At 58.0% G+C, this 12601-nt stretch carries 16 protein-coding genes; 8 read left to right on the plus strand and 8 right to left on the minus strand.

Translation table 11 applies throughout. From position 1 onward, the window contains the following. Positions 1-13: 13 nt before the first annotated feature. The 4 genes from QEZ52_RS02105 to QEZ52_RS02120 are packed head-to-tail and all read right to left on the minus strand — an operon-like array spanning position 14 to position 2621. Positions 14-256 (minus strand): SemiSWEET family sugar transporter, encoded by a 243-nt coding sequence (locus QEZ52_RS02105; RefSeq protein ID WP_406650259.1) that lies wholly within the window; start codon positions 254-256, stop codon positions 14-16. A gap of 5 nt (positions 257-261) precedes the next feature. Continuing rightward, the gene (locus QEZ52_RS02110; protein ID WP_406647588.1) at positions 262-1314 is read right to left on the minus strand and encodes a saccharopine dehydrogenase; all 1053 of its coding nucleotides are present in this window, start codon (positions 1312-1314) and stop codon (positions 262-264) included. A 10-nt stretch (positions 1315-1324) separates the two neighbouring features. Continuing rightward, positions 1325-1939 carry a glutathione S-transferase family protein gene (locus QEZ52_RS02115; RefSeq protein ID WP_406650261.1) on the minus strand — a complete coding sequence of 205 codons (615 nt, stop codon included), beginning with the start codon at positions 1937-1939 and terminating at the stop codon, positions 1325-1327. Positions 1940-1967: 28 nt separating this feature from the next. Beyond that, the gene (locus QEZ52_RS02120; protein ID WP_406647590.1) at positions 1968-2621 is read right to left on the minus strand and encodes a histidine phosphatase family protein; all 654 of its coding nucleotides are present in this window, start codon (positions 2619-2621) and stop codon (positions 1968-1970) included. Between the two features lie 180 nt (positions 2622-2801). On the opposite strand from QEZ52_RS02120, the gene QEZ52_RS02125 reads away from it, so the two are divergent. Next, positions 2802-3998: a hydantoinase/carbamoylase family amidase gene (locus QEZ52_RS02125; protein ID WP_406647592.1), complete on the plus strand. Its 1197-nt coding sequence runs from the start codon at positions 2802-2804 to the stop codon at positions 3996-3998. Here the strand turns inward: QEZ52_RS02125 and QEZ52_RS02130 are convergent. The 3 genes from QEZ52_RS02130 to QEZ52_RS02140 all read right to left on the minus strand — a co-directional run bounded on the left by QEZ52_RS02130 (position 3983) and on the right by QEZ52_RS02140 (position 6022). After that, the gene (locus tag QEZ52_RS02130; protein WP_406647594.1) at positions 3983-4210 is read right to left on the minus strand and encodes a WGR domain-containing protein; all 228 of its coding nucleotides are present in this window, start codon (positions 4208-4210) and stop codon (positions 3983-3985) included. The two genes, QEZ52_RS02125 and QEZ52_RS02130, sit on opposite strands and share 16 nt — an antisense overlap. 45 nt (positions 4211-4255) lie before the next feature. Continuing rightward, positions 4256-4654, minus strand: a complete 399-nt coding sequence (locus tag QEZ52_RS02135) for an MAPEG family protein (protein ID WP_406647596.1) — start codon at positions 4652-4654, stop codon at positions 4256-4258. Between the two features lie 165 nt (positions 4655-4819). Then, entirely contained in the window at positions 4820-6022 is a 1203-nt protein-coding gene (locus QEZ52_RS02140; protein ID WP_406650264.1) for a DEAD/DEAH box helicase, read from the minus strand. Positions 6023-6499: 477 nt separating this feature from the next. On the opposite strand from QEZ52_RS02140, the gene QEZ52_RS02145 reads away from it, so the two are divergent. After that, the gene (locus QEZ52_RS02145; RefSeq protein WP_406647597.1) at positions 6500-6715 is read left to right on the plus strand and encodes a DUF1127 domain-containing protein; all 216 of its coding nucleotides are present in this window, start codon (positions 6500-6502) and stop codon (positions 6713-6715) included. Positions 6716-6770: 55 nt separating this feature from the next. Here QEZ52_RS02145 and QEZ52_RS02150 read toward each other — a convergent pair whose 3' ends face one another. After that, the gene (locus QEZ52_RS02150; RefSeq protein WP_406647599.1) at positions 6771-7547 is read right to left on the minus strand and encodes a vWA domain-containing protein; all 777 of its coding nucleotides are present in this window, start codon (positions 7545-7547) and stop codon (positions 6771-6773) included. 234 nt (positions 7548-7781) lie between these two features. On the opposite strand from QEZ52_RS02150, the gene rplO reads away from it, so the two are divergent. The 6 genes from rplO to QEZ52_RS02180 all read left to right on the plus strand — a co-directional run bounded on the left by rplO (position 7782) and on the right by QEZ52_RS02180 (position 12482). Next, positions 7782-8255, plus strand: coding sequence for a 50S ribosomal protein L15 (gene rplO / locus QEZ52_RS02155; RefSeq protein ID WP_406647601.1), 474 nt, complete (start codon positions 7782-7784; stop codon positions 8253-8255). Between the two features lie 110 nt (positions 8256-8365). Beyond that, a complete protein-coding gene (secY, locus tag QEZ52_RS02160) occupies positions 8366-9733 on the plus strand; it encodes a preprotein translocase subunit SecY (RefSeq protein ID WP_406647603.1) in 1368 nt (455 codons plus the stop codon). After that, positions 9730-10371: an adenylate kinase gene (locus QEZ52_RS02165; protein ID WP_406647605.1), complete on the plus strand. Its 642-nt coding sequence runs from the start codon at positions 9730-9732 to the stop codon at positions 10369-10371. Before secY ends, QEZ52_RS02165 begins: the two co-directional genes overlap by 4 nt. Positions 10372-10573: 202 nt before the next feature. Next, entirely contained in the window at positions 10574-10942 is a 369-nt protein-coding gene (gene rpsM / locus QEZ52_RS02170; RefSeq protein ID WP_406647607.1) for a 30S ribosomal protein S13, read from the plus strand. A gap of 15 nt (positions 10943-10957) precedes the next feature. Further along, positions 10958-11347 carry a 30S ribosomal protein S11 gene (gene rpsK, locus QEZ52_RS02175; RefSeq protein ID WP_406647609.1) on the plus strand — a complete coding sequence of 130 codons (390 nt, stop codon included), beginning with the start codon at positions 10958-10960 and terminating at the stop codon, positions 11345-11347. Positions 11348-11465: 118 nt separating this feature from the next. Next, positions 11466-12482 carry a DNA-directed RNA polymerase subunit alpha gene (locus tag QEZ52_RS02180; RefSeq protein ID WP_406647611.1) on the plus strand — a complete coding sequence of 339 codons (1017 nt, stop codon included), beginning with the start codon at positions 11466-11468 and terminating at the stop codon, positions 12480-12482. The last annotated feature ends 119 nt before the right edge of the window (positions 12483-12601 follow it).

Genomic DNA, 12601 nt, shown 5'->3' on the forward strand with positions numbered 1-12601 from the left:
TGGGTTTCCTTCCTCATCCGAATTTCAGTTTGGCGGTGACGATGGTGAGTACAGCCATGACCGCACAGGTATTGGCCAGGATCAGCGGCCAGTCTGTGACCATGATCCCATAAACAAGCCACAGCGAGACAGTCGCCAGAAACATCAGGTTTGAAGCCAACGACAGGCTCGACGTATCCCGAGTTGCCCAGACTTTCCATGCCTGTGGGATCCAACAGATGGTGCCCAGGATCGCGGCTACAAATCCAATGTACATCGGGCTCACTGCGGCAGATGCTCCAGAAATGTTGCTTTGGCTCGGCCCCAGACAACGGAGTCGATATCAGTCAGGGTCGTCAGAGACGGCAACAATTGTGCGGCGTAGTCTTGTGAGCTTTCGACCGGCAGCATTGAGGGCAGATTGTCGATTGCCATGACGTCCAGCACCGGATCTGTGGCAACGCGCAGCGCCGGTTTTTCCCAACTGGTGGCACGGTCGTAGACGGGGACCGGGTTATAGTCGCTGTCCGGGTCACAGGCGACATCGCCGATGGCGCTCAATGTGCGATTTGCGTTCAGGGCGGTTTGCGGGACGAATACCGGAGTGCCCGGGCGTGCAAAAATGCAGTTCAGGAACAGGTCGTGATCCAGGATTTCGGGGAATGACCCGCCACTGGCTGTCTCTTCCATATCCCATTTGGTGACCGAAATGCCCATCGCCTCGAATAGGTCCGCCGCGCCGGTGCCGACGCGGCCCAACGCGCCGATGACGATCGCCCGCGGGCGCGGTTTGCCGGTGGCTTCGACTTCGGTCAAAAGTTCTGCAACAAGAGTGTCCTTGCCGGGGTAAACACCAACGGGGCCGCAGATCTTGCCATGCTGTTGGGCCGCCCATGCCTTGAGCGTGACAGCGGCACCGGCATATCCGGCCCAATACCCAAAGGCCGCGACACGGCGACCGGATTCGTCCACCAGATATTCCAGATCATAGAGCGTGCCGCCCCCGGCCTTGAACCGCTCCAACAGGGCCTTGCCGGAATGCTGCCCTTTGAAGGCGTGGCCAAACATGATGTGTTTGTGGGTCAGGGGGGTGCCGGTTTCGGGCAATTCCTTGAGACCAAAGATGATTGCGTCCAACGGGGCCTCGGGCCAGCTGTTTTCGGGCGCGATTTCACATCCGGCATCCACATAACCCTGTAGTGGAATTGCCCGGACCGAGCTTTCTTCGACGGTGACCCGGATACCGGCGTCCATCAGGGATTTGGCACCCTCGGGGGTCAGGCCAACACGTTCTTCATTTGGGCGTTGTTCCGCCCGGACCCAGAGATGTGTCATCTGTCTTCCTTTACAACATGCCTTTGGCGTAAACTGCGCGCACCGACGCACGGTTCTCCATCGCCGTCATGAATTCCCTGATCTTGGGGAAGTTGTCCAGCTTTACTCCGTCGCCTTCTAGCCAGCTGGTAATGACATACAGGTAGCAATCCGCCAGGCTGACCGTGTCGCCCAGCACATATGGGCCACGCAATCCGAATTGCGTGATGTATTGGCAGGAGTCCGTCATGGTCTGGGGGACCTTGGCCTTCATGTCCTTGTAAGAGGAGGGTTGGCTGGCCCAACGGCTGCCGCGCATCTTGTGCGCGTGATTCACATGCATGGTCGAGGCGAGATAGAACATCACCTCGCGCATGCGGGCCGCTTTGATGGGATCACTGGGACGCAGACCGGCGTCGGGATTCAGGTCTGCTATGAATTCCAGCAGTGCGCCGGTTTCGGTCAGGATCCCCCCATCGGCGACCAGGGCAGGGACGCGGCCTTTGGGGTTGATTTGCTGGTAGCCCGAAGTGGTTTGCTCCTTGGCGGCGAAATCCACCTGGATCGGATCATAGGTCACCCCGGCTTCTTCCAGGGCGATGGCAACGGCGACCGAGATCGTGCCTGGTGCATAGTAAAGCTGCATGTTCATTTCTATCCCTCCCAAAGGGTGGTCAAAGATGGGTTTGCGCGTGATGGCGCGCTGGGTGTTCCAGATGCGGAATGGCGTTGAACAGAACCGGGCTCAGGTGGTGATCAATCGGATGCAGGCGGTGCATGGAGGTGTTCATGATTGCAAGCGCTATCCGGGCCATATTCAGTGTGTCCAACCCCAATGCGCGTGCCATTACCATGGAAATCAACGCACCCGACGTGACAACCAATGCCGGACCGTCCCCAGCGGAAATTTCTGTCAGAACCGATCCAACGCGGGTTTCGAAGGCGTCCCAGGTTTCTGGCGGTGACTCGATTTCATTCTGCTGCCAGGCGTGAAACACCCGGGGCAGATGCCGGACGAACCCTTCGCGTTCGGTGGGGATGGCAACCCCTTGTTGCTCTTCGAGCAATTGGGCGAGTGTAAAATATTCTATTTCGTTCAGCCGGGCATCCCGCACGATACCGTCGGCGACATTCATGCTGGATGCTGTTTCGATATGCCGGGTCAGGGTGCCGGAAAACACCCGGGGGTGATAGGCCCGGCTATCGCGCAAATAGGTGCCCAACCACTCCGCTTGCTGGTGACCCAATGCGCTTAGCTTGTCATAGCTGGCTTCATCGCGGGCCTGGGTATTGGCCTGACCATGGCGGACAAGGGTGATATGGGACATGAACCGGATTCCAAAAGACTGACGGGCAAGTTCTAGGGGAGGATGGGAGCCGGGACCAGAGGCGTTTTTGGCCGTCGTTGCGTCGAAAACACCAGTGGTGGTGTGTTTTGAGATTGCGGGAGCCACCGACGGGGATATTTTTGACCACAATACGATTGAATTCATGGCGAGGTGCGGGTGATGCAGGTTGATGAGCAGCGGTTTCTGGCGGATTTGCACAGGTTGCGATCCTTTGGGGCATCAGGTGTCGGCAAGGGTGTGGTTCGGCCTGCGTATAGCGCCGCGGATGTGGCGGCGCGCACATGGTTGGCACAGCGTATTTCGGCAGCCGGGTTGGTGCCGCATTTTGACCCCCTGGGCAATCTGTTTGGATTGGCTGAGGGGCGGTCTTTGCTGGTTGGATCGCATAGCGACAGCCAACCCGAAGGCGGTTGGCTGGATGGGGCGCTGGGCGTAATTGCCGGATTGGAGATCGCCCGCGCCGCGCGTGCGGCTGGCGGACCTGCAGTGTCGGTGGTGAGTTTCCAGGATGAAGAGGGCCGGTTCGGGGTGACCACCGGATCAGAAGTCTGGAGCGGCAAGACCTCTTTGAAGGAGGCGGATCAGTTTATCGACAATACCGGAACGACGATGGCACAGGCGCGCGGCGTTCTGGCCGATGTGGCACAGGACTTTTTGCCCCATGACAGGTTTAGCGGTTTTGTCGAGATGCACATCGAACAAGGCCCTGCGTTAGATCAGAGCGGCGAAAAGATCGGGGTCGTGACCGATATTGTTGGCATTCGCGATATGAGGATCACCTTGGACGGGCAGCAGAACCACGCAGGCACGACTCCGATGGCGGTGCGCCAGGACGCGTTTCAGGCGCTTGCGACCTTTAACATGGAGCTGGCGCGGAGGTTTGCCAACGTCGTGACCCCTGCAACAGTCTGGACCATCGGACATGTGTCGCTGCATCCCAATGCAGCCTCGATCGTGCCCGGGCGGGTGCGGTTTTCCATGCAGTGGCGAGATGGGGATCTGGATCGACTGACCCGGATGGAACAGATCATACTGGAGCTGGCTAAAGAAATTGGCCAGCGCCACAGCGTAACAGTTTCCTTGGGGCCGGTGATGGGGATTGATCCCAAGCCGATGGATGTCAACATTCAGGCGGCCCTGGCGGTGGCAGCAACGGATCTGGCACCGGGTGTTTGGCGTAACATGACGTCAGGTGCCTTGCATGACGCAGCAAATATGGCGTCCGTTATGCCGGTGGGCATGCTGTTTGTTCCATCGATCAACGGGATCAGCCACGCCTTTGACGAGGACACGGACGAAGCGGATCTGGTCCTGGGTCTGCGTGTACTCGCCCGCGCGGTTCAGGCTCTGGCGTAGCCGCGCCGGATCATACGATTGCGATGTTGGTCTGCGGCGACCGAGGCGTCACGCAGGTTTCCATAGATACTGATGACACTTTGCCCGCCCCGTCCGGCAACCCCCCATTCGCGCAGAACCGAAACTTCGGAGAACAGGTTCATCGCCAGTTCGATCCGGTAAAACCGGGGTGCGCGGGTCGGGGTGCGATTGTAAAGCAGACAGGTGGCCATACACAGAATCTATCGCTCCCGATTCGGTGCCGCAAGAGGGTGCGTTCAGATGATGCCCAGAACCCTCAAGCCCAATCCAAGAGCCGAGAGGGATGCCAGCGCAAAGGCCAAGGTGCGCAGAACCGGAATTCCCAGAGCATAAATTACATAATGGGCGATCAGGCCGATGGTAAACGTCATGGCCAATGTTCCGGGATAGCTGTCGTCGGGTCGGGTCAACATCGCGATGATCGCCAATGGGGCAAAGGCGACATAGGCTTCGACAGCGACGATGTGGGCCCGCATGGCGCGTTGTGCCCATGCGGACTGAGGAATGTCGTCCGGGCTGGGATTCGCCAGGCCGCCCATCAGCCCCCGCACCATGATTCGATCCAGGATATAGGGAACCCAGGCGATAGCGACCCAAAGACCGCTGAGGGCTGTGAAATACTGTAACTGCGTCATGACCGTCTCCTTGCGAAAATATTCGCAAGTGTACGGGAAGAGGCGGCGTTCTCAAAATATGGCGTCGATGTCGCGCGTTGTAATGGCGTGGTATCCGGCAAGAACAAAAATGGCCTGCCCGAGGGGCAGGCCGAGATTTTTGCCAGATGGTCTAATGTGACCGGATCAGGCGGCCTTGCGCCCGCCTGCGGGCCGGCGCGACCGACGACGGTTGTTTTGTTGTGGCTTTGGTGCGGCTTTGGTTTGCTCAACAGCCCAGGGACGGCCGCTGGCCACGGGAATATCCTTGCCCATGGTTTTCTGAATCGCCTTGAGTTCGCCCATTTCACCGGGTGCGCAGAATGCGATCGCGGCCCCGTCGCGCCCGGCACGGGCCGTCCGGCCGATGCGGTGCACATAATTGTCAGGCACATTGGGAAGGTCAAAGTTGTAGACGTGGCGTACATCCGGAATATCCAGGCCGCGGGCCGCCACATCAGTGGCGACCAGAACCCGGGTTTCGCCACATTTAAAACTGCGCAGGGCGCGTTCGCGTTGGCCTTGGGATTTGTTGCCATGCACCGACCCGGCGGCAAAACCGGCCTTTTCCAGCGCTTTCATCAGGCGTTCGGCACCGTGTTTGGTGCGCGAAAACACCAGCGCCAGCTCATCGCGGTGCGCATCCAGCAGCTCGATCAGCAGTTTGGTCTTTTCGGCCTGCGCGATAAAATGCACGGCCTGGGTCACCTTGTCGGCGGGTTTGCCCGGAGGTGCAGTTTCCACGCGCACCGGGTTGGTCAGATACGCAGCAGCGATTTCCGACATCTGTTTCGGCATGGTGGCCGAAAACAGCATGGTCTGGCGTTCTTTTGGCAGCAGTGGTGCGATTCGGCGCAGCGCATGGATGAATCCGAGATCCAGCATCTGATCGGCTTCGTCCAGGATCAGAAACTGTGTCTGGTCCAGGCGCACGGCTTTGCGGTCCAACAGGTCAATCAGGCGGCCGGGGGTCGCGACCAGCAGATCCACGCCCTTTTGCAGGCGGTTGATCTGGGGATTGATCGACACGCCACCCACAACCAGGCTGACCCGGGTCGATGTGCCATCGGCATAAGATTTCAGGTTATCCACGATCTGGTTGGCCAGTTCGCGTGTGGGGGCCAGGATCAGCGCCCGCACGGATTTCGGGGCCGGACGCCCCTCCATCCGCTGAACTGCGCTGAGCAACGGCAGACCAAAGGCCAGTGTTTTGCCTGTCCCGGTCTGGGCCAGACCCATCACGTCACGTCCGTTCATGGCGTGGGGGATGGCTTTCTTCTGAATGGGTGTGGGTTCGGTGATCCCGAGACCTTCGAGATTGGCGATCAGGCGGGGGGTGAGCCCCAGCATATTAAATTCCAAGAGCCGTGTCCTTTATCGGCGGGGCGGTTTGCACAAACCGCACAAATGACTAGCAGCGCCCCGGAATGGAGCGCCATCGCGTTGGTGTTGCGCAAAGCTCTGTCGCAGGGCCGAATTGCCCATACCCCGTCTTCGCGCTGACCCCCGCGTGAATTGGGTATCAGTATATATGGTAGGTTTATGCTGCGCTGCCCTGTCTGGGCTATGGTGCCAAATGGCGCGCGGTCCGCTCACGCTGCGGACAAGGCATCCAAGGGCATATGGCGGCTGGCGCAGCGTTTGTCAACCTTGGTGCGTTGAGGTTGATTTATATGTCCTGTGCCATGCAATCGATGCATAGCGGGCAGTCTCAGGGACGTGTTGTCAGCCGGTGTATGGAAACATATCTGACCCTTTGTTCAGAAACAGGAACGAAATCACACACCATCGGGGAATACGCCCCGACCGAAGACAAGGACACGTCTCATGGCTCATACTACTTATATGCCGAACACCGGTTTTGGCCTGATAGCTCGCATGCGCGACGCTGTTGGCACGTTTTTTGCCACTCGGGCCCAGGCCGCCGAGTTCAACCGCACCTATTCAGAGCTGCAGGGGCTCAGTGATCGTGAATTGAATGACATCGGCATTCGTCGTTGCGATATTGCAGACCGCGTTCACAAGCACATCTACTGTAGCTGATCCGGTTGGAACGGGGTGGACACAAATCCCACCCCGGTTCCTGAACGGTCAATATCTAGGTGGGTGACAACCGCACTTTTACCAACAATCGCTCTGGCCCGATCTGACCAATCAACGGGCATCCCAATGTCTCTTGCAAGGCGTCGGTCAGTTCTTCGACTGTTTGGGTTGAAACGAACATCCCTCCGGTCCGGTCGGCCAGACACTTGGCGACGGTGTCTCCGTCGGCAAAAGCTGATTGTTCCGGATTGTCCCAGCCAAAGAAATCCACGACAACCTTGAACCCGATGACATGTACGGTCAGATCCCGCCCGGTTTGTGCCAACGCGTCTCCCAGGGCGCAGGGGCGACCACCGCAGGTTTCGTTGCCATCCGTCACCAACACCACAATGCCGGGACGTCGTTCATAATCCAGTGTCTGGGCGGCGGCGTGAACGGACGCTGCCAGGGGGGTCATCCCGCTGGGGTTCAGTCTCTCGATTTCGTCTATGATCGGCTCGGCAGCCTGATCAACGGGACCAAAGCGCAGATCAATGTTGCTACAGGCATCTTTCGGACCCGGGCCATAGATCAACAGACCCACTCTGCGATAAGGCGCGATCCGGGGCATAGCCTGACGAATGGCGCTGCGTGCGTCCACGATCCGGGTGGCTTCCTGGATGTCGAATCCGATCTCCTGCATTGACGCAGACCCATCAAACACCAGCATGGCGTCGCGGGCGCAATCAGCAAGGGATTGCGCGGGATGGGCCAGTGCCCCACACATCAAAAGCGCGGCGGGAAGGTGAGAGAAAGCCATCTGATAAAGATAGGGCGTGGATTTCAATTTCAACACGCCTCCTTTGGTGCGGGTCTGGGCGCGCGTCCATGACCCTGGCCAGGGCCATGGGTGTCTTACAAAACGCTTGGGCGTGCCAGTTTGAATCGGATGCAGGAAAGCTTGCATCAGCGGGACTGTGGGTCTATACGCCCACGGTGGCCTGTCGGGTCACGAGAATCAACATCAAGAAAAGCCGTGGTTGACCCGTTAACGCTTCGGGGGTCACATCCGGCAAGGAGAAGCGATATGAAACTGAACGAACTGCGCGACAATCCTGGCGCAACCAAAAAACGCATGCGCGTTGGCCGTGGCCCTGGGTCCGGCAAAGGTAAAATGGGTGGCCGTGGTATCAAAGGTCAAAAATCCCGTTCGGGTGTGGCAATCAATGGCTACGAAGGTGGCCAAATGCCTCTGTACCAGCGCCTGCCAAAGCGTGGTTTTAACAAGCCGAACCGCAAAGAATTCGCCGTTATCAACCTGGGCCTGATCCAGAAATTCGTTGATGCTGGCAAACTGGACGGCGCGGCCGCGATCACCGAAGATGCGCTGATCGCATCCGGTCTGGTCCGCCGCAAACTGGACGGCATCCGCGTTCTGGCCAAAGGTGAAGTCACCGCCGCCCTGAACGTCGAAGTAACAGGTGCTTCGAAAGCTGCCGTTGAGGCAGTTGAGAAGGCAGGCGGCTCGCTGAAGGTCACTTCTGCGTCTGCGGCAGAGTAACGGCTTGTGAGCGGCACCTTTGCCGCTTACATAGGTCCCGAGTTTTCCATCAACGCCGCCCGAGCCGGAAAACGGTTCCGGGCGGCGTTTGCATCTAGAGAGACCGATTAATGGTATCAGCAGCAGAACAAATGGCGGCCAACACAAGCTGGGCCGCACTGGGCAAAGCCACCGATCTGCGCAACCGAATCCTGTTCACGCTGGCCTTGCTGATCGTTTACCGGCTGGGGACTTTCATCCCGGTGCCTGGTATCGACGGCAACGCACTGCGCGAATTCATGGAATCGGCGGGGCAGGGCATTGGCGGCATGGTGTCGATGTTCACCGGCGGCGCATTGGGGCGTATGGGTATCTTTGCCCTGGGCATCATGCCGTATATTTCAGCATCGATTATCGTGCAGCTGCTGACAGCCATGGTTCCTCAACTTGAACAGTTGAAGAAAGAAGGCGAGCAGGGCCGTAAAAAGATCAACCAGTACACTCGCTTCGGGACTGTCGCGCTGGCAACGGCGCAGGCATACGGGTTGGCCGTCTCACTGGAATCGGGTGATCTGGCGACGGATCCCGGTATGTATTTCCGCATGGCCTGTATGGTGACACTGGTCGGTGGCACCATGTTCCTGATGTGGTTGGGTGAACAGATCACCGCGCGCGGTATCGGCAATGGCATCTCGTTGATCATCTTTGTCGGCATCATTGCCGAAGTTCCTGCCGCACTGGCGCAGTTCTTTGCTTCGGGTCGGTCTGGCGCGCTGAGCCCGGCGATCATCATCGCTGTGATTGTGATGGTGATTGCGACGATCATGTTCGTGGTTTTCATGGAACGTGCGCTGCGCAAGATCCACATCCAATATCCACGCCGTCAGGTGGGGATGAAGGTCTATGATGGCGGCTCTAGCCACCTGCCGGTCAAAGTGAACCCAGCAGGCGTTATTCCAGCCATTTTTGCCAGCTCTCTGCTGTTGCTACCGGTCACGATCTCGACCTTTTCGTCCGGTGCGGCAACTGGGCCTGTGATGTCCTGGCTGCTGGCCAACTTTGGCCCCGGTCAACCGCTGTACTTGCTGTTCTTTGTTTCGATGATCGTGTTCTTTGCGTATTTCTATACGTTCAACGTATCGTTCAAACCCGATGAGGTTGCCAACAATCTGAAGAACCAGAATGGGTTTGTCCCTGGCATTCGTCCTGGCAAGAAAACAGCTGAATATCTGGAATACGTCGTGAATCGTATTCTTGTGTTGGGTGCTGCTTATCTGGCAGCCGTCTGCCTGCTGCCGGAAATTCTGCGCGGTCAATTCGCCATCCCGTTCTATTTCGGTGGTACGTCGGTGCTGATTGTCGTGTCGGTGACCATGGACACCATCCAGCAAGTTCAAAGCCACCTGTTGGCGCATCAGTATGAGGGGCTCATCGAGAAATCCCAATTGCGCGGCAAAGGTGGCAAGAAACGTGGCAGAAGGAGCCCGGCGCGCAAATGAACATTATTCTGTTGGGCCCGCCGGGAGCGGGCAAGGGAACGCAAGCTCGTCATTTGGTTGAAACCCGGGGCATGATCCAATTGTCTACCGGGGACATGCTGCGCGAAGCCAAGACCTCGGGCACCGAGATGGGCAAGAAAGTGTCCGCGATCATGGACGCGGGCAAGCTGGTCACAGACGAGATCGTGATTGGCCTGATCGAAGAAAAGCTGACCACCGAAGCCGGTGCTGGGTTTATCTTTGACGGCTTTCCGCGCACATTGGCCCAGGCCGACGCACTGGCCGCGCTGCTGGCCAAGCTGGGTCAATCGCTGCACACCGTGATCGAAATGCGGGTGGATGATGACGCGCTCGTCAATCGGATCACCGGTCGGTTCACATGCGGCAATTGCGGCGAAGTCTACCACGACGAAACCAAGCCGACCAAAGTCGATAGCGTTTGTGACGCGTGTGGCGGGACCGATATGGTGCGCCGCGCCGATGACAACGAAGACAGCCTGCGCACCCGCCTGATGGAATACTACAAAAAGACCTCTCCGCTGATCGGCTACTACTATGCCAAAGGCGACTTGCGCCCGGTCAATGGGTTGGCCGACATCAAGGAAGTGACCGCCTCGATCAAGGCTATCCTAGGGTAATATCCGAATTGGGGTTGACGATTTTCTGAAAAGTCAATACCCACCCGCATTCCCTACGGGAATTGATTCCTGTTGGGCAGATTCGTCTGCCTGCAAGACCACCTCGAACAGATGCTGGATCCGCTGGCCACACTGCCAAGATCGAGTGTTGTGAAAAAAGGTTCCGGCGCTACGGAATCGCAACAAAAAAGGAAAGTGACACGTGGCACGTATTGCCGGCGTAAACATCCCGACTGCTAAGCGGGTCCCTATCGCCCTCACCTATATCACCGGAATCGGTAACACTTCGGCTTCAGCGATCTGCGAAGCTGTCGGCATCGACGCGACCCGTCGCGTCAACGAGCTGAGCGACGCCGAAGTTTTGGCCATCCGCGAGCACATCGACGCCAACTATAACGTCGAAGGCGACCTGCGTCGTGAAGTTCAGATGAACATCAAACGCTTGATGGATCTGGGCTGCTACCGTGGCCTGCGTCATCGTCGTAACCTGCCCGTTCGCGGTCAGCGTACCCACACCAATGCTCGTACTCGCAAAGGCCCCGCAAAGGCCATTGCTGGTAAGAAGAAATAAGGGAGGGTTTGATCAATGGCACGCGAAAAGACTCGTACCAAGAAAAAAGAGCGTAAGAACATTGCATCGGGCGTTGCCCATGTGAACTCGACGTTCAACAACACCAAGATCCTGATCTCGGACGTACAGGGCAACGCGATCTCGTGGTCGTCGGCCGGTACCATGGGCTTCAAAGGCTCGCGGAAATCGACCCCCTATGCTGCTCAGATGGCTGCAGAAGATGCAGGCAAAAAAGCACAGGAACACGGTGTGAAGACTCTGGAAGTCGAAGTCCAGGGCCCCGGCTCGGGTCGTGAATCGGCTTTGCGCGCACTGGCTGCTGCCGGCTTCAACATCACGTCGATCCGTGACGTGACGCCGATTGCACACAACGGCTGCCGCCCACCAAAGCGCCGCCGCGTCTAATAGACCAAAAATTGCACTGGGGCCTCGTGTTTTCACATGGGCCCCAGTCCGTCATTTTAAACCTCGGGCGTCTGTACCTTTTGGGACCATGGGGCACAGACAGGAATGGAGGGACCGCATGATCCACAAGAATTGGGCAGAACTTATCAAGCCGACCCAGTTGGAGGTGAAGCCGGGCAATGACCCAGCGCGCCAGGCAACTGTTGTGGCCGAACCGCTCGAGCGCGGCTTTGGTCTGACACTGGGCAACGCCCTGCGTCGCATCCTGATGAGCTCGCTGCAAGGCGCCGCCATCACCAGCGTTCAGATTGATAACGTCCTGCACGAGTTCTCGAGCGTGGCCGGTGTGCGTGAAGACGTCACCGACATCATCCTGAACCTCAAGCAAGTGTCGCTGCGCATGGAAGTCGAAGGCCCCAAGCGCCTGTCGATCAATGCCAAAGGCCCGGCTGTCGTGACCGCAGGTGACATCAGCGAAAGCGCTGGTATCGAGGTTCTGAACCGCGAACACGTCATCTGTCACCTCGACGATGGTGCTGATCTGTTCATGGAACTGACCGTGAACACCGGCAAAGGTTATGTCTCGGCCGACAAGAACAAGCCCGAAGATGCGCCCATCGGTCTGATCCCGATCGACGCGATCTATTCGCCGGTCAAACGCGTCAGCTATGATGTGCAGCCGACCCGCGAAGGTCAGGTTCTGGACTATGACAAACTGACCATGAAAGTGGACACTGACGGGTCGATCACGCCGGATGATGCCGTGGCTTATGCCGCTCGCATTCTGCAGGATCAGCTGTCGATCTTCGTCAACTTCGAAGAGCCCGAGTCGGCCAGCCGTCAGGACGAAGACGACGGTCTGGAGTTCAACCCGCTGCTGCTGAAGAAAGTGGACGAGTTGGAACTGTCGGTGCGTTCGGCGAACTGTCTGAAGAACGACAATATCGTTTATATCGGGGATCTGATTCAGAAAACCGAAGCAGAAATGCTGCGCACGCCGAACTTTGGCCGCAAGTCGCTGAACGAGATCAAGGAAGTTCTGTCTGGCATGGGACTGCACCTTGGCATGGACGTCGAAGATTGGCCGCCTGACAACATCGAAGATCTGGCCAAGAAGTTTGAAGACAGCTTCTAAGTCATTCGGGGAGGGCCACGGCCCTCCTCTTCAATGCCCGGGTTGGCCGGGGAAGACATGGGCAATCCTGCCCCAAGGAGAGGGACTGACACGCATCGGTCTCCAGACAAAGCACAAGC

The sequence above is a fragment of the Aliisedimentitalea scapharcae genome (assembly GCF_045277565.1).
GTDB lineage: Bacteria > Pseudomonadota > Alphaproteobacteria > Rhodobacterales > Rhodobacteraceae > Aliisedimentitalea > Aliisedimentitalea scapharcae.